The sequence below is a fragment of the Alteromonas aestuariivivens genome (genome assembly GCF_003367475.1).
GTDB lineage: Bacteria > Pseudomonadota > Gammaproteobacteria > Enterobacterales > Alteromonadaceae > Alteromonas > Alteromonas aestuariivivens.
The window spans coordinates 63,817-89,672 of record NZ_QRHA01000012.1 but is presented as its reverse complement, the minus strand read 5'-3'; the positions used below and the strand labels follow the sequence as shown (position 1 = coordinate 89,672).

The 25,856-nt window shown below is 51.6% G+C and carries 27 protein-coding genes; 13 read left to right on the top strand and 14 right to left on the bottom strand.

The annotated features are described in order from the left end of the window. Positions 1-148 precede the first annotated feature (148 nt). The 4 genes from DXV75_RS14980 to DXV75_RS14965 all read left to right on the top strand — a co-directional run bounded on the left by DXV75_RS14980 (position 149) and on the right by DXV75_RS14965 (position 2,824). Positions 149-646 carry a peptidylprolyl isomerase gene (locus DXV75_RS14980; RefSeq protein ID WP_115594232.1) on the top strand — a complete coding sequence of 166 codons (498 nt, stop codon included), beginning with the start codon at positions 149-151 and terminating at the stop codon, positions 644-646. A gap of 59 nt (positions 647-705) precedes the next feature. Continuing rightward, positions 706-1,428: a UDP-2,3-diacylglucosamine diphosphatase gene (lpxH, locus tag DXV75_RS14975; RefSeq protein ID WP_115594231.1), complete on the top strand. Its 723-nt coding sequence runs from the start codon at positions 706-708 to the stop codon at positions 1,426-1,428. Between the two features lie 183 nt (positions 1,429-1,611). Then, on the top strand, positions 1,612-2,244 hold the full coding sequence (locus DXV75_RS14970) for an OB-fold-containig protein (RefSeq protein WP_115594230.1): 633 nt from the start codon (positions 1,612-1,614) through the stop codon (positions 2,242-2,244). Between the two features lie 46 nt (positions 2,245-2,290). Then, positions 2,291-2,824 (top strand): DUF4405 domain-containing protein, encoded by a 534-nt coding sequence (locus DXV75_RS14965; RefSeq protein ID WP_115594229.1) that lies wholly within the window; start codon positions 2,291-2,293, stop codon positions 2,822-2,824. On the opposite strand, the gene miaE is transcribed toward DXV75_RS14965, so the two are convergent. Continuing rightward, positions 2,821-3,585 carry a tRNA isopentenyl-2-thiomethyl-A-37 hydroxylase MiaE gene (gene miaE, locus DXV75_RS14960; protein WP_115594228.1) on the bottom strand — a complete coding sequence of 255 codons (765 nt, stop codon included), beginning with the start codon at positions 3,583-3,585 and terminating at the stop codon, positions 2,821-2,823. The two genes, DXV75_RS14965 and miaE, sit on opposite strands and share 4 nt — an antisense overlap. 282 nt (positions 3,586-3,867) lie before the next feature. Between miaE and DXV75_RS14955 the strand changes: the two genes are divergently transcribed. Then, a complete protein-coding gene (locus DXV75_RS14955) occupies positions 3,868-4,467 on the top strand; it encodes a Yip1 family protein (protein WP_115594227.1) in 600 nt (199 codons plus the stop codon). Between the two features lie 104 nt (positions 4,468-4,571). On the opposite strand, the gene purF is transcribed toward DXV75_RS14955, so the two are convergent. The 6 genes from purF to truA all read right to left on the bottom strand — a co-directional run bounded on the left by purF (position 4,572) and on the right by truA (position 10,591). Continuing rightward, positions 4,572-6,092, bottom strand: a complete 1,521-nt coding sequence (purF, locus tag DXV75_RS14950; protein ID WP_115594226.1) for an amidophosphoribosyltransferase — start codon at positions 6,090-6,092, stop codon at positions 4,572-4,574. A 14-nt stretch (positions 6,093-6,106) separates the two neighbouring features. Further along, positions 6,107-6,595 carry a CvpA family protein gene (locus DXV75_RS14945; RefSeq protein ID WP_115594225.1) on the bottom strand — a complete coding sequence of 163 codons (489 nt, stop codon included), beginning with the start codon at positions 6,593-6,595 and terminating at the stop codon, positions 6,107-6,109. 319 nt (positions 6,596-6,914) lie between these two features. After that, on the bottom strand, positions 6,915-7,493 hold the full coding sequence (locus DXV75_RS14940; RefSeq protein ID WP_115594256.1) for an SPOR domain-containing protein: 579 nt from the start codon (positions 7,491-7,493) through the stop codon (positions 6,915-6,917). Between the two features lie 3 nt (positions 7,494-7,496). Further along, positions 7,497-8,786 carry a bifunctional tetrahydrofolate synthase/dihydrofolate synthase gene (gene folC / locus DXV75_RS14935; RefSeq protein ID WP_115594224.1) on the bottom strand — a complete coding sequence of 430 codons (1,290 nt, stop codon included), beginning with the start codon at positions 8,784-8,786 and terminating at the stop codon, positions 7,497-7,499. Next, a complete protein-coding gene (gene accD, locus DXV75_RS14930; protein WP_115594223.1) occupies positions 8,787-9,632 on the bottom strand; it encodes an acetyl-CoA carboxylase, carboxyltransferase subunit beta in 846 nt (281 codons plus the stop codon). Positions 9,633-9,799: 167 nt separating this feature from the next. Next, positions 9,800-10,591: a tRNA pseudouridine(38-40) synthase TruA gene (truA, locus tag DXV75_RS14925; protein ID WP_115594222.1), complete on the bottom strand. Its 792-nt coding sequence runs from the start codon at positions 10,589-10,591 to the stop codon at positions 9,800-9,802. A gap of 237 nt (positions 10,592-10,828) precedes the next feature. On the opposite strand from truA, the gene DXV75_RS14920 reads away from it, so the two are divergent. After that, positions 10,829-11,626, top strand: coding sequence for a PhzF family phenazine biosynthesis protein (locus DXV75_RS14920; protein ID WP_115594255.1), 798 nt, complete (start codon positions 10,829-10,831; stop codon positions 11,624-11,626). A 109-nt stretch (positions 11,627-11,735) separates the two neighbouring features. On the opposite strand, the gene gpmA is transcribed toward DXV75_RS14920, so the two are convergent. Together gpmA and DXV75_RS14910 are read right to left on the bottom strand one after the other, a co-directional pair. Beyond that, positions 11,736-12,482 carry a 2,3-diphosphoglycerate-dependent phosphoglycerate mutase gene (gene gpmA, locus DXV75_RS14915; protein WP_115594221.1) on the bottom strand — a complete coding sequence of 249 codons (747 nt, stop codon included), beginning with the start codon at positions 12,480-12,482 and terminating at the stop codon, positions 11,736-11,738. A 182-nt stretch (positions 12,483-12,664) separates the two neighbouring features. After that, positions 12,665-13,948 (bottom strand): DUF445 domain-containing protein, encoded by a 1,284-nt coding sequence (locus DXV75_RS14910; RefSeq protein WP_245953252.1) that lies wholly within the window; start codon positions 13,946-13,948, stop codon positions 12,665-12,667. Between the two features lie 182 nt (positions 13,949-14,130). On the opposite strand from DXV75_RS14910, the gene DXV75_RS14905 reads away from it, so the two are divergent. Beyond that, a complete protein-coding gene (locus DXV75_RS14905) occupies positions 14,131-15,009 on the top strand; it encodes a type 2 periplasmic-binding domain-containing protein (RefSeq protein WP_115594220.1) in 879 nt (292 codons plus the stop codon). 17 nt (positions 15,010-15,026) lie between these two features. On the opposite strand, the gene rluB is transcribed toward DXV75_RS14905, so the two are convergent. The 5 genes from rluB to DXV75_RS14880 form a co-directional block, all read right to left on the bottom strand. Beyond that, a complete protein-coding gene (rluB, locus tag DXV75_RS14900; protein ID WP_115594219.1) occupies positions 15,027-15,929 on the bottom strand; it encodes a 23S rRNA pseudouridine(2605) synthase RluB in 903 nt (300 codons plus the stop codon). A gap of 72 nt (positions 15,930-16,001) precedes the next feature. Next, on the bottom strand, positions 16,002-16,571 hold the full coding sequence (gene scpB / locus DXV75_RS14895; RefSeq protein ID WP_115594218.1) for an SMC-Scp complex subunit ScpB: 570 nt from the start codon (positions 16,569-16,571) through the stop codon (positions 16,002-16,004). Next, positions 16,555-17,418, bottom strand: coding sequence for a segregation and condensation protein A (locus DXV75_RS14890; RefSeq protein WP_115594217.1), 864 nt, complete (start codon positions 17,416-17,418; stop codon positions 16,555-16,557). Before DXV75_RS14890 ends, scpB begins: the two co-directional genes overlap by 17 nt. An 18-nt stretch (positions 17,419-17,436) precedes the next feature. Then, positions 17,437-18,057 (bottom strand): L-threonylcarbamoyladenylate synthase, encoded by a 621-nt coding sequence (locus DXV75_RS14885; RefSeq protein WP_115594216.1) that lies wholly within the window; start codon positions 18,055-18,057, stop codon positions 17,437-17,439. A gap of 13 nt (positions 18,058-18,070) precedes the next feature. Continuing rightward, positions 18,071-18,928 carry a PHP domain-containing protein gene (locus tag DXV75_RS14880; RefSeq protein ID WP_115594253.1) on the bottom strand — a complete coding sequence of 286 codons (858 nt, stop codon included), beginning with the start codon at positions 18,926-18,928 and terminating at the stop codon, positions 18,071-18,073. 263 nt (positions 18,929-19,191) lie between these two features. Here DXV75_RS14880 and DXV75_RS14875 point away from each other — a divergent pair, with 263 nt between their 5' ends. The 6 genes from DXV75_RS14875 to trpA are packed head-to-tail and all read left to right on the top strand — an operon-like array spanning position 19,192 to position 25,853. Continuing rightward, positions 19,192-20,790, top strand: a complete 1,599-nt coding sequence (locus DXV75_RS14875; RefSeq protein ID WP_115594215.1) for an anthranilate synthase component 1 — start codon at positions 19,192-19,194, stop codon at positions 20,788-20,790. Continuing rightward, positions 20,787-21,401 carry an aminodeoxychorismate/anthranilate synthase component II gene (locus DXV75_RS14870; protein ID WP_115594214.1) on the top strand — a complete coding sequence of 205 codons (615 nt, stop codon included), beginning with the start codon at positions 20,787-20,789 and terminating at the stop codon, positions 21,399-21,401. The genes DXV75_RS14875 and DXV75_RS14870 overlap by 4 nt, the downstream gene beginning before the upstream one ends. Then, complete coding sequence (gene trpD, locus DXV75_RS14865; protein ID WP_115594213.1) at positions 21,394-22,425, top strand: anthranilate phosphoribosyltransferase; 1,032 nt, start codon at positions 21,394-21,396, stop codon at positions 22,423-22,425. The genes DXV75_RS14870 and trpD overlap by 8 nt, the downstream gene beginning before the upstream one ends. Beyond that, positions 22,418-23,815 carry a bifunctional indole-3-glycerol-phosphate synthase TrpC/phosphoribosylanthranilate isomerase TrpF gene (gene trpCF, locus DXV75_RS14860; RefSeq protein WP_115594212.1) on the top strand — a complete coding sequence of 466 codons (1,398 nt, stop codon included), beginning with the start codon at positions 22,418-22,420 and terminating at the stop codon, positions 23,813-23,815. The genes trpD and trpCF overlap by 8 nt, the downstream gene beginning before the upstream one ends. Positions 23,816-23,863: 48 nt before the next feature. Then, positions 23,864-25,051, top strand: a complete 1,188-nt coding sequence (trpB, locus tag DXV75_RS14855) for a tryptophan synthase subunit beta (RefSeq protein ID WP_115594211.1) — start codon at positions 23,864-23,866, stop codon at positions 25,049-25,051. Then, positions 25,044-25,853, top strand: coding sequence for a tryptophan synthase subunit alpha (trpA, locus tag DXV75_RS14850; protein ID WP_115594210.1), 810 nt, complete (start codon positions 25,044-25,046; stop codon positions 25,851-25,853). The genes trpB and trpA overlap by 8 nt, the downstream gene beginning before the upstream one ends. The last annotated feature ends 3 nt before the right edge of the window (positions 25,854-25,856 follow it).

Genomic DNA, 25,856 nt, shown 5'->3' with positions numbered 1-25,856 from the left:
TTGTTTCTGAAGGGCACGAAGTTTAGCACTGTACGGCGATTCGTCACAGGGCTTTGTCGCCCATTGTACCGGTCCATATTTGACTCATTTCCAAATTAAGCTACCATTGGCGGCGTTTACTCTCCAGCCAGATACAGGTATAGATTACATGGTTACGTTCAAAACAAATTTGGGTGATATTACCCTGACACTGTTCACAGATAAGGCCCCAAAAACCGTTGAAAATTTCTTAAGTTACGTAAAAGACGGCTTTTACGACAACACCATTTTCCACCGTGTTATCGATGGTTTCATGATCCAGGGTGGCGGTTTTACCGAAGACATGGAGCAGAAATCCACCAAAGCGCCAATCGAAAATGAAGCTAACAATGGCTTGAGCAACACCAAAGGCACCATTGCTATGGCTCGCACCAATGATCCTCACTCTGCCACGGCCCAGTTTTTCATTAACGTGCGTGACAATGACTTCCTGAATTTTTCCAGCGAATCCATGAATGGCTGGGGTTACTGCGTATTTGGTGAAGTTACTGAAGGCTTGGATGTGGTCGAAAAAATCAAGGCGGTAAAAACCGGCTCTCACGGTTTCCATCAGGACGTTCCTGCAGAACCGGTGGTGATCAAAGAAGCAGTGATCAACGAAGACTGATGACACTACTTAGTTTGGAGGCAGATCACTCTGCCTCTCTCTTGCCCGGTTAGCAGCACATGCCCTTTACGTATTTTATCTCCGATATTCACCTGAGCGAATCACGCAGTGACATAACTGACTGCCTGATTGCATTTCTGCAAAATGATGCCCCGGAGGCAGAAGCCCTGTATGTGCTTGGCGACTTGTTTGAAGTGTGGATTGGCGATGACGACGTTACACCGTTTAACGATAAAATTGCTGCTGCGTTCAGAGCCGTAAGCCAAAAGTTGCCGGTATTTTTTATTCATGGAAACCGTGATTTTGCAATTCGTAAGGGCTGGGCTGACAAAGCCGGTATGACGCTGCTGCCGGAACAGGCTGTGATTGATTTGTACGGAATCCGCACTCTGCTTACACACGGCGATGAACTTTGTACGCGGGATATTGCCTACCAGAGATTCCGCAAAAAATCCCGGGGATGGTGGTGGCCGAGGCTGATGCTGGCGTTACCCCTGTGGTACCGGCGTCGTGTAGCACGCAATGGGCGCGAAGAGAGCAAACAAAACCAAATGGCATTGAAACCTGAAATTATGGACGTCACCCCCGAAGAAGTTGTTCGGGTCATGGAACACTATGATGCTGAACAGATGATCCACGGTCACACCCATCGTCCAAATATTCATTTACTGAAAGTAAACGGCAAAAACGCCCGACGTATTGTATTGGGTGACTGGTATGATCAAGGCAGCATTCTGAGAGTAAGCCCTACAGACATCCAGTTGGAGAGCCGCAAGTTCTGACTGACAGTTCAACGGTCACCGTGGTCTGCGAGCAATTGTTTTACCACGTCAGCGCCTGAATCCCCTGCTCCCCCAAGCGCTAACTCAAGCTGATAACACGCTGAAAAATAAATAATAAGATTTGTCTATCTGTTTGTATATGGTATAAATCCGTGGAGCATTTTTTCATCAAGGACGGTGAATATGACAAATTTTCTGCTTAATGACGCCAATTTTTGGTTCAGTGTTGCTTTAGCAGCAGTTATCGTACTGGCAATAATTGAGTGCGTGGGTCTTTTTTTTCGTGTCAGTTTGCTGGGCTTGTTCGACCAGTCAATTGCCATTAATAGCGAATTTGAAGCACCCGAGCCCAACCCTGACATCTACACCAGGCTCGTTCAGCTGCTGAGCCTGGACCGACTCCCCATAATGATCTGGCTGGCAATTTTTCTGTTGTGTTTTGGGCTAACCGGATTTACCACAAACTGGGCTTTGAGTTATTTTCCCGGCAAATCTGTTCGAGACTGGATTAATGTCCCGGCTTCCATTATCACCGCTCTCTTCGCCACCCGTTACCTTGCAAGACTGGTAGCCACATGGCTTCCAAACCGGAACTGGAGCCCAGCTCGCCCAGACAACTTCAAAGGACGGACTGGTGAAATAACCATGGGCACTGCACGATACGGATGTGTGGCAGAAGCGAAAGTCCTGAATCAGTTTGAGCAGCCCAGATATGTTCTGGTTGAAGCCGCCAAACCCGAAGAGCATTTTAAAACAGGTGACAAAGTGGTATTCATTAAACAGACCGAAAAAAGCTGGTTGATTGGCCGCCCCTGAACACTGTTTATGAGCCATGTTTCCCCCAATAACCCGGACCTGAGTCATGACCAATCCTGTTTCCCGCTGGTTTAACCGCGTATGGGCTACCCCCCTGTTAACCGGGGCCTTCCTGCTTTCAGGGATCACTGGTGTTATGCTGTTTTTTCATCTGAATACACCGCTGAACAAACTGGCCCACGAATACCTCAGCTGGGTACTGTTGTTCGCTGCTGCGTGCCATGTTGGAGCCAATTTCCGGGCCTTTCTGCAACACCTGAAGCGCCCGTTGGGTCAAAGCCTGGTTGCGGCTTTCGGCCTGCTTCTGGCGGCTTCTTTTTATTCAAAAAGTGAAGGGCCACGAGATCCGGCAGCACCGGCAATTCGAACCTTGTCCAGCATACCGCTTTCAGAATTGGCGCGCCTGAGCGGCCAGTCACATCAGCAGGTCGCCGACATTATGGCCGGGATGGGCTACGAAATTGATTCATTGGAGCAGCCTCTGGAGGAATTTACCGGGCCGGGAATAAAAAAACAGACCCAGGCCCTCGCCCGGATATTGCCCCATTCGAACAACAAACCCGGTTCAGGAGAAGATTAGCTTTCAGCCCAGGCTGGCTTACCACTGTGAAACTTAAAGTCACTGTCTTCGCTTTCAATCAGTGAGGCTTCAACCTCACCGAAAAAACGCACCCGCTCCGAGATATCATTGCCTGCCACCTTCTCAGCCAGGCTCAGATAGTCCTGATAATGCCGTGCCTCACTGCGAAGTAATGAGATATAAAAACGGTTTAACTCATCGTCGAGGTGAGGAGCAAGCTTTGCAAAACGTTCACAGGAACGGGCTTCAATATACGCACCACAAATCAGTTTATCGATAAGAGTCTGAGGCTCATGGGTCCGAACGTGCTTCATCAACCCTCGCGCGTAACGCCCTGCGGGCACGTTGCGATACTCAATGTTGCGGTCCTCCATGATTTCCAGTACCTGCTGGAAATGGTGCAATTCTTCTTTGATGAGCAGCACCATTTTATCGACCAGTTCGTCCCCGAATGGATGTTGGCCATTTGCCTCGATTACCCGCTTAAGGCCGTTGTGCATGCCTTCAAACTGTCCATCTCCTTCCTGACGGTACACGAAGTCTTCATATGGCTTCAGCCAGGCCAGCAGGACTTCTGCATTCTGTTTGTCTACAGCGTACTTCCTGATCAGCAGCATGGCTGTCTGAGCGGCTTTGAGTTCACAATTACAATGGTCGATGAGCAACTCACCAAGGCGGGAAGGCTGGCGAGCCTGCTCAACCCAGCTGTCAGGCGTTGCACAATGCAAAAAGGAGTTAATTGGCGCAAGCAAGGATTCCAAACCTACCCTACCTCTTGTTTGTTATCAGTTTTCCATGGCGACAGACTCGCCGGGCGTCGGATTCTATCATAAACGCAACAGGATGCAGCAATCCGGCATAAACCATGCCCTGTGGCTGACGCTCACCGGGTAGCACCTGCCCCAGCTCACCGAGCTTTCAGAATAATTTTTGAACAAAAAGATTGACGCACCGAGCAGCATGATACAGACTAAATGTAAATATAATGTTATCAATATAAACATTTATTTTACTCTATCATCCAACTACTTATGGTGAGGCCTATGATACTGAACCATCTTATTGGCATTTACACCCATCCCAAAGAAGAATGGCAATCGATTGATCGTAAACACGAGAGTTATTTTTACGCGCTCAGTCACATTGCTGTTATAGCACTCATTCCATCCATCGTTGGTTACTACTCTGCAGCCCATCTGGGTTGGAACATCGGTGCCGGCGATTTAATCAAACTGACACCGCAAAGCGCCTTGACCATGGCAGTTGCCATGTATTTTGGCCTAATTGCGGGCGTAATTGCGCTGGCATTTTTAATTCACGAACTGGCGAATGCGTTTGAAGCGAAACCAACCTACACGCAGTCACTGGAACTGGCCGCCTACACAGCAACGCCGCTGTTTATGGTGGGCTTTGCCGGGCTCTATCCGGAACTCTGGTTTGTAATGACCGCCGGGCTGGTTGGTTTAACCTATTCGGTTTACCTGTTGTATTCTGGCGTACCTATCCTGATGCACATGCATCAGGACAAAGGGTTTATCTATTCAAGTTCGGTAGTCACCTGCGGCCTGGTGTTGCTGGTGATTTTAATGGCCTCGACTGTCATTCTCTGGAGTATGGGCTTAGGGCCAGTTTACGTGCACTAAGGGAAGCTGAACGTCACTTTGGCTGTAAGTGCACACTTTATTTACCGTCAATAAAAAAGCCGCATTCCATGCGGCTTTTCATTGTCCATATGCTTTAAAACAACTCAGAGTTCTTCGATGTTATGCATTTCAAGGTTACTGAGTTCCGCCTGCACCACAGGGGCCTGCCGTGACTTTTCACCACGGGCAATATCGATGCGTTCCAGATAATCCTGGTCGATGTCTGCGGTAATGTAATTTCCATCGAAAACCGAGGTTTCAAAACGTTTAATATCCGGGTTTTCCTCCCGAACGGCATCGACCAGATCCTGAATGTCCTGGAAAATCAGCCCGTCCGCCTGAATCAAATCTGCAATCTGCTCAATTTCCCTGCCATAGGCAATCAATTCGTTGGCCGAAGGCATGTCAATACCGTACACGTTCGGAAAACGAATTTCCGGCGCAGCGGAAGCAAAATACACCTTCTTGGCTCCGGACTCACGGGCCATCTCGATAATTTGTCCTGAGGTTGTACCGCGAACAATAGAATCATCCACCAACAACACGTTTTTGCCTCTGAATTCGGATGAAATGGCATTGAGCTTTCTGCGTACAGACTTTTTGCGCATAGTCTGACCCGGCATAATGAAAGTGCGCCCGATGTAGCGGTTCTTCACAAACCCTTGTCGATACGGCAGGTTCAGCGTAGTTGCTATCTGCAAAGCCACATCACTGGAGGTTTCCGGAATGGGGATCACTACGTCGATATCCAGATCGGCCCATTCCTTGGCAATTTTTTCACCCAGCTTACGGCCCATGTTTACCCGTGATGCATAAACTGAAATACCATCGATGAATGAGTCAGGGCGGGCAAAATACACAAATTCAAAAATACACGGTGAGGTTGATGGCTGTTCTGCACATTGTTGTGTGTGCAGCTCTCCGGATTCAGTAATAAAGACGGCCTCACCCGGAGCCACATCGCGAATGAATTTGAACCCTACGGTGTCCAGAGCCACGCTCTCGGAGGCCACCATATATTCTTCACCCATCTCAGTTACACGCTTACCCAGTGCAAGGGGACGAATTCCGTGAGGGTCACGAAATGCGACGATTCCCTGACCGATAATGGCCGCAACCACCGCATAAGCACCCCGGATTTTCTTGTGTACGCTGGTCACCACTTTGAATACGTCTTTGGCACTGACGGTGAGTTCTGTGCAGCTTTGAAGTTCATGGGCGAAAATGTTCAACAGCAACTCAGAATCCGAGGACGTGTTGATGTGCCTGCGAGCAATGCGAAACACCTCTTCCTGCAACTCGTGGGCGTTTGTCAGGTTGCCGTTATGCGCAAATGCAATACCAAACGGGGAGTTCACATAGAATGGCTGAGCTTCCGCAGAGCTTGACGTTCCTGCTGTGGGGTAACGACAATGCCCAATTCCCATATTGCCCGTTAACCGCTTCATATGACGGGTATGAAACACATCCCGCACCAGACCATTAGCTTTACGCAGATTAAAACGATTTTCATCAATGGTTATTATTCCGGCAGCGTCCTGCCCGCGGTGCTGCAGTACCGTCAGCCCGTCATAGAGGGACTGCGCCACCTGGGATTTACCTACAATTCCGACAATACCACACATCTGATTTACCTATTTCAAGCGGGTGTTAAAAAACTGGAGCTGTCCTTCACGAACGCAAAGAACCACTCAATAATCACTGCAAATTCTGGGATAAGCACGGAATCCTCCCACCACTTCGCGTCGGAAGAGGGCGTAAAAGTATCCATGAAAAACAATATGGCACTGACGATCAGCACCCCTCTTAGCGCTCCGAATATGAGTCCGAGCGCACGGTCTGTTCCAGACAGGCCCGTTGCATGCACCAACTGACTGATAACATAGTTGGCTAAGCCCCCCACAATCAGGGTAGCAACAAAGAGAGCAGCAATGGCAGCACCATTGCGAAGAATTTCATCGTCGATTTGAGTAAAGTAAACGGCGAGGTCAGCGTAGAAATGGCTGGCAATAAAGAGGGCACCAAACCACACCACCAGAGAAACGGCTTCCTTGACGAACCCTCTTACCAGACTGATCAGGGTAGAAACTGCAATAATCGCTAATATGGAAAAATCTACCCAGTTCATCGATTCTTTAGCCCGTAACTGAAGTTAAACCTGCTACCCTCACTGGCCCAGAACCAGCGGCGTCCACAGGGCTGCCGTATGATGGCGCGCATTCTAACAGAAGCGGATTTGATTACCAACGCGAATTCCCTCTCGACTCGGGCGAGTTGCAGACTCTGTAAGCCCAAATTTCCATCCAGATCCAGATAGAACTCAGTATAGTTCGGCTTTGCCTCACCACACTATACTATTTTGACCAGAAATTCGCCTGTCTTTAGCCCGAACAATCTAAACGGGGCCTGGCTGTAAGATGCAAAGCCATCATCATTGGCGAATCTGACTATTTCACTTCAAATTCAGTGATTTTCCCTTTCAAACCAGTAAGCTCCTGCAAATGTGGCACTGCTGCTTCAAGCTTCCTGCGCTCCAGTTCCGGCCCGACAAAAACTTTGGTCAGTGGTCCGGAGCTGGTTTGTATCGGCCTGCTGAAGGCCCGGTAACCGGCATTTTCGAGCTTGTCCAATAATTGCTTGACGTTCTTGCTGTGACGGAAACTTCCGAGTTGAATCACCCAGCTGCCCTCTTCTTTGGCATCAGGTTCGCTAACAACGGTCTGGTTACCCAAATCGTCCGGCTCAGCCTTTTCCGCAGCCGGTTTCTGTATTGCGTTTTCAACCGGCGGGTCATCAACGGCGGTTTCTTCCACCACCTCAACAGGACGCTGAGCGGCCTTGGCCACTCGTGCCGCGGGAAACGGTTCCGGGTCGACGATGGGTTTGCGCGCAGGAGTAGCCGGAACGCTCACGAAGGCGTCATCGCTGGTTTCCTTTTTGCCGTCCAGAATATCCGGCAAAAAGATTACTGCCAGGGCCACCAGTATGATGGTGCCTACCAAACGATTTTGTAAAGCCGAAGCCACCATTTACTCCTTACAAGTACTGCGGTCAGTGTGAAAAGCTAATACATCTGCCACAGTAAGAAAAGAGCCAAAAACCAAAATCAGGTCATTTTGTTGGGCTTTTTCAAGTGCGCCACGATAGGCCTCCACGACCTTGGGGAAACTGTGAGAGCTCTCAACCGTGCCCGCCGGCAAAGCTGAAAGTAAACTACTGGCGTCGCAACCACGGGGGCCATCTGTGCTGGCCAGATACCAGTGAGCGCGGTAATTGGCCAATGAAGCCAATGTCTCAGCAATCGCCTTATCCTTGAGCATCCCCACCACTATGTACAAATTGTCAAAACAACAGTTGTCCAGCCACCGGGCCATTTCTTCGGTTGCCTGAGGATTATGGGCGACATCGACAATCACCGTGGGATGATCCTGAATTTGTTGGCGCCTGCCAGGTAAAGTGGCGTGCTCCAGTACCGCATTTAAAACGTCGCATTCGGGCAGGCACTCCAGCTGTTCCAGCGCCGCCAGTGCGGTACTTACGTTTTGCATTGGCACCTTGGGCATAACGAGGCCTGAAAAGCGGGCATTGCTACCAAACCAGGACCAGGTGTCACCCTGCTGCTCATAACCAAAATTTTTCCCTGCCCAACTTGGAAGGGCACCATAGCCGGCAATAATCGCTGCCAGGTTTGACGGAGGGTCCGGCTCACCTACAACAGCAGGAATACCTTTCCTCAATATACCGGCTTTTTCCTGTGCGATTTGCTCCCGGGTATCCCCCAGCCAGTCCTGATGATCAAGCCCAATAGTCGTTAGGATAGCCAAATCAGCATCAACAATGTTAGTGGCATCCAAACGGCCGCCAAGCCCTACCTCCAGAATAATCACATCCAGCCTGGCTGCCTGCAGCATTAGCATTGCCGCGAGCGTGCCGAATTCGAAATAGGTCAGGGAAATCTCCCCTCTTGCCGCTTCTACCTGCTGAAACGCATCACAGTATTCCTGTTCGGGCCTGAGTTGATCATTGATACGTACACGTTCACGATAATCCATCAAATGCGGAGAGCTGTACACGCCTACAGACTTGCCCTGTGCCAGTAACGTCTGTTCGAGAATACGACACGTTGTGCCCTTGCCATTGGTTCCGCCCACTGTGATGACGGTGGCATTTTCGAAATTCAGAGCTATTCGCCGGGCTACATCAGAAACCCGTTCGAGGCCCATATCTATGGCTGTTGGATGGATGGATTCCAGGTAGGAAAGCCATTGCGCCAGAGTACGGTGTTCTGGCGCAATATTGTTACTCGGGGGATTGTTCACTTAATCGGTTCGGTGCAGCTTGCTCAACAGGCCGTGTAATTTATCACGCATTTCCCGACGGTCAACAATCATATCGATGGCTCCCTTTTCCAGCAAAAATTCACTGCGCTGGAAACCGGGTGGCAGTTTTTCACGCACGGTTTGCTCAATAACGCGGGGACCGGCAAAACCAATAAGCGCTTTGGGCTCAGCCACATTGATATCACCCAGCATTGCCAGGCTGGCGGATACGCCCCCCATGGTGGGATCGGTGAGTACTGAGATAAAAGGCAGGCCTTTTTTACTCATTTTTGCCAGGGCAGCCGACGTTTTGGCCATCTGCATCAACGACATCAACGCTTCTTGCATGCGGGCACCACCGCTGGCAGAAAAACAGACCAATGGCATGTTGTGTTCGAGGCAGGCGTTCACAGCCTCCACAAAACGGGCCCCTACTACCGATGCCATTGAGCCGCCCATAAAGGAAAACTCAAAACAGGCAACCGCAATAGGTTTGCCTTTCAGTTTGCCCTGCATAACGACCAAGGCATCTTTCTCATTGGTCGCCTTTTGCGCAGCAACAATTCGATCTTTATAGCGCTTGGAGTCTTTGAATTTAAGTACATCCTGTGGCTCCAGCGAAGCTCCCAGCTCTTTTCGGTCACTGGGGTCAAGGAAACTGTCAATACGCTTGCGGGCAGTGATGCGCATGTGATGATCACATTTAGGGCAAACTTCCAGTTGCTTTTCCAGTTCACTCTTGTAAAGCACTGCCTGACAGGAAGTACACTTGGTCCAGATCCCCTCAGGCACATTACCTTTAGTAGGAGTCTGCGTTCGAGGCAATATTTTTTGAATCCAGCTCATGTAAGGAAGGTCCTTATTGTATTGAGTTGCTCACGCTAACTTGATGCTTATTTACGCACATTTAGGAGCAAGATTTTAACTTTTTATTCTTGAGGGGTATTAGACCACAATACTAAAAAATGCAAAAAACAAAACTGGTCTAAGAAGTTACCAATCCCGTGAATATGTCACTCTTCCGGCAAAAACAAGGGCCCCATAGGCTGGCTGGGAATATCAAAATCGGAAGGGTACGTCACATTTACCAGGTACAGTCCATTAGGCTTGGCGGTGGCTGCTGCCAGACTTCGATTTTTCGCCGCCAGCAACTGTTCCATCCACTCAACTGGCTGTGCACCACAACCCACTTCAATTAACGAACCGGTGATATTACGAACCATGTGATGCAAAAAGGCATTGGCGCGAATGTCCACTACCACGCAGTGGCCCTGCCGGTAGACGGAAACGTGTGTGACATTGCGAAAGGGTGTTTTAGACTGGCAAAGCGCCGCACGAAATGAAGTAAAGTCCTGCTCACCCAACAATGCCTGTGCGGCTTCATGCATACGTTCTGCATCAAGTTGCCGATGCACATGGGTAATACCATTATGAAGTATTGCAGGGCGCATTCTGGCGTTCAGGATCACATAGCGGTAGCGGCGATGAGTGGCCGAAAAACGGGCGTGAAAATCGTCGCTGACTTCCTTACACCAGGTCACGGCGATGGAATCGGGCAGATTGGCATTCACCCCCAGTGTCCAGGCCCTTTGTGGCCGGGGATTGGGGCAATCAAAATGCACTACCTGGCCGGTTGCGTGAACGCCAGCGTCTGTGCGCCCGGCGCACTGCACCTCAATGGGTGTATTGGCCACTGTGGACAACGCTTTTTCAAGATGTTCCTGCACGCTGGGTACTTCACGCTGCCGTTGCCAACCGTAATGCGCAGCACCATCGTATTCAATGCCCAGAGCGATTCGTGTCATTTCACTGCCTGTAAGGTTAAAAATCGGGTAAGTTTAGTCATGCCAGAGAGCAGATGCAATTGCCCAGTTGGCCCAAAACTGGCAGAAACCACTTTGTTGCCTGCGCTGGTGGGCTAAATCACCTGTTTTCCCCCTGACTCTCAACAACCCGGGCAAAATAGGGTACTGTGTTTGCCTCGTAAAACGGGCAACGCAACCCTGCCCTTTGCCAGTAAATTGCCATATCGGGAAACTACCGTGCAAATCCAAATAGATGTGATAGATGCTTTTACCCATCGTCTTTTTAGTGGAAACCCAGCCGCTGTAATAATCACAGAAGAGTGGCTCAGCGTTTCCGTTATGCAGAAAATTGCGATGGAAAACAACCTGTCCGAGACGGCGTTTTTGGTCCCAGCTGGTGCCAACACCTTTGCTATCAGATGGTTTTCACCGCTCACCGAAATTGCCTTTTGCGGACATGCCACGCTGGCATCGGCGTACGTTCTGTTCAGCCGTCAACCAGGGCTGACAAAGCTTATTTTCACCGCACAGAAAATTGGCCGGATGCAGATAACTCTGTCTCCAAAGGGTAAGATACAAATGGATTTTCCCAATACCCGCCCAACCAAGGTTGAACGCTGTCCCGAGGCACTGTTTGACGCGCTGTCTATCCCACCGGCGGAAGTTTTTCAAAACAGCCAGGCCTATTTTGCAGTTTATCCATCCGAAAAAGAAATACTCAATGTAACCGCCAACAGCGATCTGCTGAAAACTCTCGCGCCGCTGGATGTTGTGGTTACTGCCCGCTACAGTGGCACGGACTACGATTTCATTTCCCGCTATTTCTGGCCGGCCAATGGTGGTGATGAAGACCCGGTCACAGGCTCAATCCATACCGGGCTGGCTCCGTTCTGGGCAGAGCGACTCGAAAAAAACACTCTTGTTGCCTACCAGGCCTCGGCCCGGGGAGGAATACTGGAGTGTGAGGTGTGTGAAGAACGAGTAACGATCAGCGGTAATGCAGTACCGTATTTGAGCGGTACTATCAGATTGTAACCAAACAGTATGCCACTCGCGCATCAGGTAAAAAATAACCCTCACACGGAGGGTTATTTAAATTCGGTTTGATGAAGGCCGGCAGCTCTGAGCCAATTTTAGGTTAAACCTACTTGGCTTTACCCTGATTGGCCACGGCATCCATCATCGCCTTGATGGCTTCAGGATCACCAATGTACTGCTTGGAAATTGGTTTCAGATTTTCATCCAGTTCGTAAACCAGTGGCACACCGGTAGGAATATTCAGTTCCAGTACCTCTTCTTCGGTCATGCCATCCAGGTATTTGACCAGCGCGCGCAGGCTGTTGCCGTGAGCAGCAATAATCACCCGCTTTCCGCTTTGAATGGTCGGGCGAATTTCATCATGCCAGTAAGGCAGTACGCGCTCAATGGTCAACGCCAGACTCTCCGCTTTCGGCAGAATGCTTGGATCTACATTGGCATAGCGGCGGTCGTGAGCCGGGAAATGCTCACTGTCGGTATCCACTTCCGGTGGCGGTACATCAAAGCTGCGGCGCCAGATTTTAACTTGGTCTTCGCCGTGTTTGGCAGCGGTCTCCGCTTTATCCAGACCGGTTAGGGCGCCATAATGGCGCTCGTTCAAACGCCAGTGACGCTCTACCGGCAGATAATGCTGCCCCATTTCCTCCAGGGCGATGTTGAGGGTTTTGATAGCGCGCAGCAAAACGGAGGTGTAGGCGATATCAAATTCGAAGCCTGCCTCTTTCAGGGCCTGACCTGCACCTTTAGCTTGGGCAATGCCCGACTCGCTCAGATCGACATCATGCCAGCCGGTGAAGCGATTCTCCAGATTCCACTGACTTTCGCCGTGACGAATGAGTACCAGTTTATACATAAAACGTTACCTTTGAACTTAGTTACCGGGAAATAAAAAACTCGCGGCGCTGCGGCTAATTCGCACAGCAAACATTTGAAAGTGCCACATCATCCTTGATTGTTATATAAAAATCCAGCATACCGTTGACTGATATTACCACTGCTGAACATCCTGCCTTGGCCAACACACCCGTCGCGGCATCATGTCCATGGCAACTGCGCCAGCCCGAACTCGACAAAAAACAGTATCGCGCCAATGGTTCCGCCAACAAGAGTGCCGTTAATACGAACTTTTTGCAGATCTTTACCAATGTTAAGTTCGATCTGCTCGGCCATTTCCCTTTCATCCCAGTTTTCTATTGTCGTGCGAATGTGACTGGTCAGAAATTCTGACAACTCTGGTGCCAGATAACGGGCTGCTTCTGAAAGATGATCGTTTATGGCCTGAGCCAGTTTTGGATCACGATGCAGTGCCTCGCCCAAATCCACCAGTGCCTGATACATGTGCGACGAAAAACGCCCTTTACGGTTTGCCAAATCAGCCAACAGCCAATTCCTTACATCCAGCCAGACTTTGCCGAAATAACGTTTAAGTGCTTTATTTTCCAACAACTTCTCACGCATCACTCCCAGTTTTTGTTGCAGTTCAGGCTCGTTGCGTACCCTCTCAATGTATTCCTGCACGTAACGGTCGAACGCCCGGCGCAGAGGGTGTTGTGGGTCCTCATCAATGTCCTTCAGCGTACTGACGATCGCCCTTACCGCTATTTGTGCCCCCTGCTCGCTGAGCCAACCGGATGGCAGTAATTTCTCGAGCCGGCGATGCTCCTCTTTCAACCAGTCTGTCAGCTTGTGGGCAATTAAAACCTGAGTGTCCGGGTGCTCAGCCATTTTTGCCAGCTGTGAAATGAGTTGATCCAGCACCTGCTGATGGCGGTTATCACTGGTAAGAACATTGAGTGTTCCCTCCGCCAGCGGCACCATATCGATACGTCTCAGTGACGCCGTTGCACTTTCAAACAAAAAGCGCTGTATCGGTTTGTCATCCACGACCCGAATGATACCGGCCAGGAAATCGGCAAGATAATGGGCCAACTTTGTGGCATGTTCAGAACTGCGCAACCATCGCCCCGCCCCTTGGGCGGGCTGGCTTTGGCGAATAAGGATCTCCAGGGCTTCAGCGTTGAAAAACTTGTCCCTGACGAATTCTGACAGTTCCGTCGCTATGGCTACTTTATTGCGGGCAACAATGTTGGTGTGGGGAATTGAGAAGCGGGGAGGAATGGGCCGAAACAACGCAGACACCGCAAACCAGTCAGCAAGCCCACCGACCAGTGCAGCTTCCGAGGCCATTTTTACCAGTTCCACCCATTGCCCGGTACTGTGATGTTTGAAAATACTTGCCCCAATAAACACCATAGCCGCGCCAATCAGCCAGGCCATTGCCTGCTGCTTTGCTTTGGTTAGCTGCTGAGTTTTGTCCAAGTTATATGTCTCCGGTTTCTTCCCCACAAAACGATCGTCCAGCAGCGTTGATATTAATACCACGTCAAAACGTCTTGCGTATGCTTCAGCTAAGGACAATCAGGCCGCCAAGATCGTCGATGCAACAAAAAATATCCATGCTCCCGGCCGTTCAGAACTGGCAGCATAGGGGTACTGTCACTATGCTAGGTGATAAGGTTCCCTACAAAGCGGACACGGACAGCCTGGGAGTTGTTTCAACTATGTGTTTGCCTCGCCTGTGCACTTTCCTGGTGCTCCTATTCACTGTCGGGCAACCGCTGTTATGCAGGGCAAATCAGTCAACCGCCTATCGGATCGCGGTTGAAGATATCGACTACTACCCTATTCAAAATTTTTCCGGGTTCAAAGCTGAAGGTTTTTTGCCTGAACTGCTCGAACTGTTTGTAGAAGACAGCGGCCTGATGTTTGAATTTATCCCTTTACCCCTGAACCGGGTAGCCAGATGGTACCAGGATGGTCTGGTCGACTTTAAAATACCGGACAACGAAAAGTGGTCAGAACTCGTAAGTCCTGGCACCTATTTTAGCCAACCAATCCTGACATTTTGTGAGGAAACCATTGTGTTGAAACAAAATGCCAAAATTCGGGCTCCAGAAGTCAAACGCCTTGGCACTCTGGTTGGCTTTACCCCCTCTCCCCGCTGGAAAAAGCAAATTGCACAGGGTGAGCTTAAACTGGTTCGGGACAGTTCGCTGAAGGTACTGACCCGCATGTTGCTCAATGGGATGGTAGACGGGCTCGATCTGAGTATCGATGCCGTACGGCATCAACTCAACAGCCTGGGACAAGATGAAGATAAGGTCGTGGTAGCGCCAAATATTTCTGCTGGCCACCTGGCCTATCGCATGTCGAGCGTGAATCATCCTGAAGTCATTGCTCTGTTCAACGATTTTCTGTTACGCCACCACGATAGTATTCGCCGGTTGGCTGACTCCTACCGCCTGGAGCAGCTGCCAGGCTGCCCTCCCATCTTTTTGCGTACGGAATTTGAAACCGGAAATAAGACCGGAAGTCCATAACCGGAATTGAACCAGCGTCATCCGCGCCTGGTTTTAGGCCTTGGCGAAACCGGAGTTTCCTGCCGGGTGTCATGCCTGGAATCACTTCTGGCACGATGTTTTTTTACCGAGCGCCGCATGCGGCTGAGGCGGGTGTGATCGAGTTTGTTTTGGCGTGAATCCACCATGCTGTCTGATTCATCCGGCAGTTGTACCAGTTTACGTAACTCATTCACCTGCTCCAGCGGCAACTCTACCCAGGCACCAAGGGGCAAACGTTTTTGCAGTTCAATGGGCCCGTAACGCACTCTCAACAAACGGCTAACCTGCAAGTTCTGCGATTCCCACAAACGCCGCACTTCCCGGTTTCTGCCTTCCGCCAGCGTTACATTAAACCACTGGTTCATACTTTCATCGTCTTTGGTGCGGGGCTTTATGGAAGTAAACCGGGCTTCACCGTCATCCAGCTTCACACCCTTTTTTAGAATATTCAGGGTCTGATTCGGCACTTCACCAAAAACACGAACTGCGTATTCACGTTCAACTTCGCACTTGGGGTGCATCAAACGGTTTGCCAGCTCACCGTCGTTAGTAAATAACAGTAGTCCGCTGGTATTCACGTCCAGCCTCCCCACCGCAATCCAGCGGCCATTACGGATGGCTGGCAGGCGATCGAAGACAGTCGCACGCCCTTCCGGATCTTTGCGGGCACACAACTCGCCTTCCGGTTTGTTGTACATCAGCACCCGACACACGGACTTTTCTACCTGACGGGACAACAAATGCCCGTCGACACGAATTTGGGCACTATTGTCAACCCGATCACCGAGAGTGGCAATGTGGCCGTCAACCGACACCCGGCCCTGCTCTATCCACTTTTCCATCTCACGGCGGGAACCCAGGCCTTGGTTGGCCAGGACTTTTTGAAGCTTTTCAGTCATCAATGATCATGCTCTATTGTTCAGCCAGTCAGTTAAAGTTGCGAGTACTGCACTTGACCAGCCGAAATAACTTTATTGAATGGGTTGATCGACGATTTGTGCATCGACCATCTTTTCGAACGCTTCGGCACTGGGCAATTCCGACAGCGAACGCAATGAAAAATAATCCAGAAATGTCCGGGTGGTGGCGTATAACGCCGGTCTGCCCGGCACTTCCTTGTGGCCCACCACTTTAACCCAGTCCCGTTCCGTGAGGGTTTTCATAATATTACTGCTTACAGCCACACCACGAACCTGCTCTATCTCACCCCGGGTAATAGGCTGACGATAGGCAATCAAAGCCAGCGTCTCAAGCATCGCCCTGGAATAACGGGGCGCAGTTTCCTGCCACAACACACTCAACCAGGGGCTTAAACTGTCCAGAGACTGAAACCGATAGCCACTGGCCACTTCAACCAACTGGATACCCCGTGGCTGATAATCCAGAACCAGTTCTTTCAGAACATCGTTTAGCGCTTTGTCGCTGACCTGGAACTCCGCCAGCACAGTTTCCCGCAGACGGAGTTTGCTAACCGGCTTATCAGACACAAACAGGGTTGCCTCTACCAACTGTTTGAGCTGGGCTTTATTGATTTTCTTCATAGCTGCCTAATTTTACATGAATTCGGGCATAAGGTCCTGCCTGAACGCAAATCAGTAACTGTTCCTTCACCAGCTCAAGTATCGCAAGGAATGAAACCACCACACCCGCTTTACCTTCCTCTACGGTGAACAGCTCCTCCAGCGGCGTATATCGGGAGGCCGATACTACCGACAGGATCAACGACATACGTTCACGGGTGCTCAGTGCTTCCCGCTCAATGGTATGATGTTCAAAGGCCGCAGCCCGCTTCATGGCGTGGCTGAACGCCAGTACCAGTTCCTGCAGGGAAACTTCCGGCTCAACCCTAAGCGGCTGCACGGATTCATGAACCGCAACCTGCACGGCGTGAACGTCCCGTTCAAGTCGGGGCTGGGCATCCAGATCTTCTGCTGCCTGTTTAACCAGTTCGTATTCCTGCAAACGCCGGATCAATTCAGCTCTGGGGTCTTCCTCGTCTTCGGGGGCATCACTGCGCCTGGGAAGCAACAATCGGGATTTTATTTCTGCCAGTATCGCCGCCATCAGCAGGTATTCAGCTGCAAGCTCCAGTTTCAGCGTGCGCATCACCTCAACATATTCCATGTACTGAGCGGTGATCTGCGCAACCGGTAACGAGGTGATATCGAATTTCTGCTTTCGGATAAGATACAAAAGCAAATCCAGCGGACCTTCGAACGACTCGAGAATCACTTCCAGTGCGTCCGGCGGAATGTAGAGGTCCTGCGGTTTCTCGATAAGCGCTTCACCGTTGATAAACGCAAGCGGCAACGGTTGCTGCACGGGCTCATTGTGTTCAGACCCGGTTCGCTCTGCTTCTTCAATTACGGCTTGCTGATCTTCCGACATCCACTGCTCTCTATGGCACTACGCAAACGGGCTGATATCGCCACTGCCATGGCGGATGATTTCAGCTGTACCTTCGGACAAATCAATCACAGTCGTAGGCTGTTCACCCAAATAGCCACCGTGAATGATCAGACCCACCCGCTTTTCCAGTTTTTCACGAATTTCATCCGGATCTGACTCCGCCACGCTGGCGCCGGGTAAAATGAGCGACGTGGACATCAGCGGCTGATCGAGGGTTTCCAGCAATTTCAGCGCAATGGTGTTATCCGGAACCCGCAATCCTATGGTCTTGCGTTTGGGATTTTGCAACCTTCGGGGCACTTCGCGGGTTGCTTTGAGAATGAAGGTGTACGGACCGGGCGTGTTGTTTTTAATTTGTCTGAACGCCACGTTGTCAACTTTGGCGTAGATTGACAGCTCCGACATATCCCGGCACATCAGTGTAAAGTTGTGATCTTTGTCAATTTGCCGCACCTGACACAAACGGTCCAGCGCGTGTTTGTCTTCCATCTGACAGCCAATGGCGTAACCAGAGTCGGTGGGATACACCACCACTTCGCCCTGCTTAATCAGCTCGCAGGCCTGGTTCAATAACCTTTGTTGAGGGTTGTCCGGATGAATGTAAAAGAATTGGCTCATGATGCACCCTTAATCAGTGTTGCAATGCCAGTGGCCAATTGTGCCATATTGGCGTAAGGGCCGGGTCGAGGTTCAAATTTCTGCCCAATTCTGTCCAGCGCGAAGGAAAATGAAAATCCGACCCAGCAGATGCCAGCAACCCATATTCCACAGCCAGCCCGGCAATAATTTTCTGTTTGTCCGGGTTCAGGCCCGGAAACACAGCTTCGATGCCGTCACCACCGGCGCTGGCATATTCAGCCACCAGCCGCCTCAGCCACTTGGTGGTCATATCGTAATGCGCAGGGTGGGCCAGCACAGCCTGCCCCCCGGCTTGCTGGATCCAGCCAATGGCCTGTTCGATGCTCGGCCACTCGGCGCTAACCGATGCACGCTTACCTTTACCGAGGTATTTTTTAAAAGCCGCATCCATGTTTGCCACACCGTAATCGCTGACCAGAGCACGGGCAAAATGCGCCCGTGTCACCTGCCCGACTCCGGCCAGACTGCGGGCTTTTTCCAGCACACCTTCAAAACCACATTTAGCCAGCTTTTCACCGATTTTAGCCGCCCTTTCATTACGCGTTTTTGTTTGTTGTGCCAGTTTCTCAGTCAGGCACGGGGCCTTTCTGTCCACATTCAGGCCGACAATATGAATGTCAAATCCATGCCAGCGGGTAGATATTTCAACGCCGTCAATAATCTGCATCGGTCGTTTCTGCCCGGCCTGACATGCATGGGCTTCGTCAAGGCCTGCGACGGTATCATGATCAGTGATGGCCAGTACGTCCACCTGCATGGTATGCGCCCGAAGCACGAGTTCAGAAGGCGTTAGCTGGCCATCAGAAAAACGGGTATGGCTATGTAGATCGATTTTAAATTTCTTATGCAAATTAGCGGTTGACACAACTTCGTTTTTGTTTTCTTCTATACACCACAGTATACGTTCTAAGTACTTCGATGCCTATCGAAGTTTTTAGCCAGAGAATTATGACCAATGCTCAATCAATTACCTGACAGCCCACTCAAAGGCGCAATTTGGTGGTGGCACTCCCTGACTTAACGGGCGGTGTAAGCGTTGGTGCGCAATGATCACAAGAAAGGCCCGTTCAAACGGGCCTTTTTTTTTCTTTTTCGCAGTCGGAGAATGCGACAATGAGTTTAGCTGAACTGGGTAGCACCCCGGGAAAAGTGGAAACAATGGACAGGCTGGAGTCGTTTACCATCGACCCACTCAGCGCCTTTGCCCATTTGTGTGCAGAAAAGCCTAATGCGTTGCTGTTGGAATCAGCCGAGATAGACAGTAAGGACAACCTGCAAAGCCTGTTGATGGTGGACGCCGCACTGCGCCTGGAATGTAATAGCCAGCAGGTGAGAGTGCAGGCTCTCACCGATAATGGCCGCTCGGTATTGCCTTTGTTCAGTAAGTATTGCCCGTCAGGGATTGACTGCGAAGTAAATGAAAGCGCTGCTGTTTTAAGCTGCGGAGCACCCGAACCTTCACTCGACGAGGACAGCCGTCTGAAAGCACCAAGTGTGTTTGATGCCCTGCGGCTCATAGTGAAACAGATTTCCCCCATCCGACAGGACCCCCACGCGGTGTTCATGGGCGGTGTGTTTGCCTATGACTTACTGGCCACATTCGAATCTTTGCCGGAAGTGCAACAGGGCGAAAACGATTGCCCGGACTATGTATTTTATCTGGCTGAAACCCTGCTGACGATTGACCACCAGGCCGGTCAGACCCGTCTGATTGGCAGTGTATTCAGTGGCCCCAACGTGGCGCAAAACTATTTTGCCATCGCGCAACGGCTGGAGTACCTGCAAAGCCAGCTGAAAACTATCACCCCATCCCAGGCCAGAACGGCCACCACTCACCAGGATGCGCTGGACGTTGCGGTGGACAAGGACGATGCGCGGTTTTGCGAAGATGTGCTGGCATTGAAATCCCACATACTTGCCGGCGACATTTTTCAGGTTGTACCCTCGCGAACGTTTTCTCTGCCCTGCCCCTCTCCCCTAACCGCCTACGCCCAACTTAAACAACACAATCCCAGCCCCTACATGTTCTATATGCAGGATAAGGAGTTCACTATTTTTGGCGCCTCGCCGGAATCCGCACTCAAGTACGACGCCAAGTCCAACCAGGTAGAGATATACCCCATTGCCGGGACACGCCCGCGGGGTAAACGGGCCAATGGTGAACTGAACCCGGACCTGGACAGCCGCATCGAACTGGACCTGCGTGAGGATACCAAGGAAAAAGCCGAGCACATTATGCTGGTGGATCTGGCACGTAACGACGTCGCCAAAGTCAGTCAGCCAGGCACCCGTTACGTGAAAGATTTACTCAAAGTGGACCGCTACTCCCACGTCATGCACCTGGTATCCCGGGTTGTTGGCCAGTTGCATCAGAATCTTGATGCGCTGCATGCGTACCAGGCCTGTATGAATATGGGAACGCTGGTTGGTGCCCCCAAGGTGTCTGCCGCAACCCTGATTCGTGGCGTTGAGGGCAAACGCAGAGGAAGCTACGGTGGTGCCGTAGGTTACATCAATGGTCAGGGTGACATGGATACCTGCATTGTGATCCGCTCGGCCTTTGTCAAAAATGGCCGTGCTTACATCCAGGCTGGCGCAGGCGTGGTGCACGACTCCGACCCACAGGCGGAAGCGCAGGAAACCCGCAGCAAAGCCCAGGCTGTGATAAACGCAGTGCAGGCCTCACAACACACCGGGGAGGCATTATCATGAGCCAGTCCGTCAGCGTTTTTCTGCTCGATAATATCGACTCATTTACTTACAACCTGGTAGACGAATTGCGTGCCATGGAACTCAACATTCTGGTTTACCGCAACACCGTTGATGCACAAACCCTGTTTGCCCGCATGAATGAAGAAGCGGCACAGCGCCCAGTGTTGCTGCTTCTTTCGCCCGGCCCCGGAGCTCCGCATGAAGCTGGTTGCATGCCTGAACTCATACAGCTGGTGCAGGGAAAATTCCCGGTTTTGGGCATTTGCCTTGGTCATCAGGCCATTGTGGCCCATTACGGCGGCGAGGTTGGCCGTGCTGCAGAAGTGGTGCACGGCAAAGCCTCACCACTGAGCCATTCTGGCGAAGGCCTGTTTGCCGGCCTGCCACAACCGCTGTATGTCGCCCGCTACCACTCCCTGGTCGCAACCCGCTTGCCGGATTGCCTGACTGTTGTAGCCAGCTATGGTGACACGCCCATGGCGGTATATCACCCGCATGACAGGATGCTGGGATTCCAGTTTCACCCGGAATCGATTCTGACCGCCCAGGGCAGCCAGTTACTGATGCAAAGTATTGATTATCTCACCAGGGAGGGAACTGCCCATGTATGATGCGCACGCCGTGCTGGAACAACTCTTTTCCGCTGGTGATCTCAGCCAGACCCAGGCATTCGGCCTGTTCAACAGCATCATGCATGGTGAACAGCCCGAGTCCGTTATTGCGGCTGTCCTTACCGCTCTTAAAATCAAAGGCGAAACGCCTAATGAAATTGCCGGGGCCGCCAGTGCCATGGTTTCCAACGCCCTGCCCTTTCCTAGGCCAGACTACCCGTTTGCCGACATCGTGGGTACCGGAGGTGACGGCCACAACACCATTAATATTTCCAGTGCAGCGGCGGTGGTCTCGGCGAGCTGTGGGGTAAAAGTGGCCAAACACGGTAATCGCAGTGTGTCGAGCAAATCCGGCTCGGCGGATCTGTTCAAAACCTTTGGTATTAAATTAGACATCAGCCCACAAACTGCACGTAAATGTCTCGATGAGGCCAATTTCTGCTTTTTGTTTGCTCCGGTATACCATGCCGGTATGCGTCATGCCGCCCCCGTTCGCGCGGCGCTGAAAACCCGCACCCTGTTTAATGTTCTTGGCCCGCTTGCCAACCCGGCCGGGCCAACCCATGGTGTATTTGGAGTGTATTCGCCAAAGCTGCTCGAAGCCTATGCCAATACGCTGATGCTTCTGGGCCAGCACCGCGCCATGATCGTACATGGTTCAGGCCTGGACGAGCTTGCACTGCACGGTGAATCTCAGGTTTTCGATTTGGAGCACGGCGACATTCGCAAGCTTACCGTCACGCCTGCAGATTTCGGATTGCCGTCTTATCCGCTTAGCGCTATTGAAGGTGGTGAACCGGAGGATAACCGCAAAATGATTGAAGCCGCACTGGCCGGAGAGGGCCAGGAAGCGCACCGTATGGCGATTGCCATGAATGCCGGTGCTTTGCTGACGGTTACCGGCAAAGCCGATACTTTCCGTCAGGGCGCCGAAATGGCCATCGCCAGTATGGAAGCAAGCAAGCCACTGGACACCCTTAAACACGTCGGCAAGCTGGCACAGGAGGAAACCGCCAATGGCTAATGTGCTCGAAAAAATTGTTGCCGATAAACGCATTGAGCTGGAAGGTCGCAAAGCCAGCCTGCCATTGGAACACTTCCGGCAAAGCCTGACACCTTCAGACAAAAGCCTGTTCGAAGCACTGAAAGCGCCGAACGCCGGTTTTATTCTGGAATGTAAAAAGGCGTCTCCATCGAAAGGGCTGATTCGTGAAGTGTTCGATCTGGATGAAATCCTCGATGCATACACACCTTACGCCGCCGGTATTTCGGTGCTGACCGATGAAAAATACTTTCAGGGCAGCTATGACTACCTTCGTTACGTCACCGGGCGGGTAACCCAGCCTGTGCTCAACAAAGACTTTTTCGTGGATGAGTACCAGGTCTACCTTGCCCGTCATTGTCAGGCCGACGCCATTTTGCTGATGCTCAGCGTACTGAGTGATGACGAATACCGGCAACTTGCCGCAATTGCAGACTCACTGGCGCTGGACATCCTCACGGAAGTCAGTAACGAGCAGGAAATGCAGCGCGCGATTGCACTCAAAGCCAGTATCATCGGCATCAACAATCGAAATTTGCGCGATTTGTCGACCGATCTGGCCACCACCGAGAAACTGGTGCCCGTGCTCAGGGAAGCCACGCACGACTATGTGGTGATTTCTGAGTCTGGCATTTATACCCATCAGGACGTACTTCGGCTGGCGCCGCTGTGCAACGGCTTTCTGGTTGGCAGTGCGCTGATGGCGCAGAGTGACCTCAATACTGCTGTCAGGCAACTGGTACTGGGAACGGTCAAAGTGTGTGGTCTCACCCGTGCCGAAGACGCCCGCCATGCCTTTGAGCTCGGCGCCACTTTTGGAGGCCTTATATTCACGCCCAAATCGAAGCGGCATATTTCATTATCAGACGCGGCCTCACTGGTCAGCCAGGTTTCAGGCAGCTATGTGGGAGTGTTCGTCAACCAGCCTGCAGAACAAGTGGCTGAGTTTGCCACGCAACTGGCGCTAAATGCGGTGCAATTGCACGGCCAGGAAAACGCAGAATATCGCCAACGTCTGCGCACTCTGCTTCCCAATGAATGTCAGATTTGGCAGGCTTGCGGTGTCAAGGCCACACTGCCCCAAAATCTGGATGAGCTGCTGCAGGAAACCAGCACGGACAAAGTCCTGCTGGATTGCCAGGTGGGCAGCCAGACCGGCGGGACCGGACAGCAGTTTGACTGGCAGTTACTCGCCGGGCTGGAGCACAAAAACAAGCTCGTACTGGCAGGCGGCATCGGCCCGGAGAATATCAGTACCGCACTGCGAACCGGCGTTTCAGTGGTGGATGTCAATTCCGGCGTCGAAACAGCCCCCGGAGAGAAGTCTGCCTCAAGACTAACCGAATTGTTTGGGCGATGTCGGCAGTATTGAACTGCTGAGCACCGCACCTTTTTGCACTTTGCATAAACAGGACAACACATGAATCAACTAGACTCAAAATTTGGCGAATTCGGCGGCATGTACGTGCCAGAATTGCTGATACCGGCACTGGACCAGCTTGAAAAAGCCTTTCTGGACGCCAAGGATGATCCGGAATTCAATCGCGAATTTTTGGCCCTGCTCAAGGACTACGCCGGTCGCCCGACAGCCATGACCCTGACCCGCAATTTGGTTAGCAACCCTCTGGTCAAGCTTTACCTGAAGCGGGAAGATTTATTGCATGGTGGAGCACACAAAACCAATCAGGTACTGGGGCAGGCATTGCTGACCAAGCGCATGGGTAAAACCGAGGTAATTGCAGAAACCGGAGCAGGCCAGCACGGTACTGCGACGGCCCTTGCCTGTGCACTGCTGGGCCTGAAAGCCCGAATTTACATGGGCGCCAAAGATGTTGAACGCCAGGCCCCGAACGTATTTCGTATGCGCCTGATGGGCGCAGAAGTGATCCCGGTAAATTCCGGTTCCGGCACGCTGAAGGACGCAGTGAATGAAGCCCTGCGCGACTGGTCAGCCAACTACGACACCGCCCATTACCTGCTGGGTACAGCTGCCGGCCCACACCCCTTTCCAACCATTGTGCGTGAATACCACCGCATGATTGGTGAAGAAACCCGCGCCCAGATTATGGAAAAAGAAGGCCGGCTGCCAGATGCAGTTGTGGCGTGTGTCGGCGGCGGTTCGAACGCCATCGGCATGTTTGCGGATTTTATTGATGAACCGAGCGTACGCCTGGTTGGCGTTGAACCTGCCGGCAAAGGCCTGCATACCGCCGAGCATGGCGCTGCCATCTGTACCGGCACCAAAGGCATATTGCACGGTGCCTACTCGTTCATTATGCAGGACAAAGACGGGCAAATTGAAGAGAGCTATTCCGTATCAGCAGGGCTGGATTACCCGGCAGTGGGCCCCCAGCACGCCTATCTGGCGGATACCGGGCGCGCTGAATACGTCGCGGTCACCGACGAGGAAGCCCTTAACGCCTTTCAGTTGATGGCACGAAAAGAGGGCATCATTCCAGCGCTGGAATCATCGCATGCCCTTGCCCACGCCCTGAACATGGCTGATGAAGCCGAAGAAGAAACCATTATTGTGGTCAACCTGTCCGGTCGAGGTGACAAAGATCTGGATCACGTAATCAAAATTTTAAAGGAAGGCCACAATGGATAGATACCAAACGCTTTTTGCCCGCCTGGACGACAGCAACGAAGGTGCCTTTGTACCATTTGTAATGATTGGCGATCCGGACCTTGAAACCTCGGAAGCCATTATTCGCCGCCTGATTGAAAGCGGAGCCGATGCACTGGAACTGGGGATCCCCTATTCCGACCCTATTGCCGATGGCCCCACCATCCAGGCAGCCAGCATCCGTGCGCTTTCCAACAAGGTTACACCCGATGCCTGCCTGCAACTGCTTAAACGAATCCGCGCCGATTATCCGGACGTACCGGTTGGCCTGTTGTTGTACAGCAACCTGGTGATGGTTAAAGGCATTGATGCCTTTTACGTGCAGGCCAAAGACGCCGGTGTTGACTCGATTTTAGTGGCTGATATTCCATTAAGGGAGGCAAAACCTTTTTTAAGCGCTGCTACCCAAACGGGTATCAATCAGATCCTGATTGCGCCGCCCAACGCCACTGAAGAAATCCTGGCCCAAATTGGCGAACACTCTTCCGGTTACACCTACCTGTTAGGCCGTGCCGGGGTTACAGGGGCAGAAACCGCTGCCGACATCCCGGCAGCAGATTTAATTGAACGCCTGCAACAGGTGCAATGCGCTCCGCCATTGCTGGGTTTTGGTATATCTACCCCACAACAGGTGAAAACCGCGATTGAAGCCGGAGCTGCCGGTGCCATCAGCGGCTCTGCCACAGTCAACATTATTGCCGCCAATCTCGATGACAAAGAAACGATGTTAAAGCAACTGGATGAATTTGTTCGCGCCATGAAAGCCGCAACGCAAAAAGGATAACCC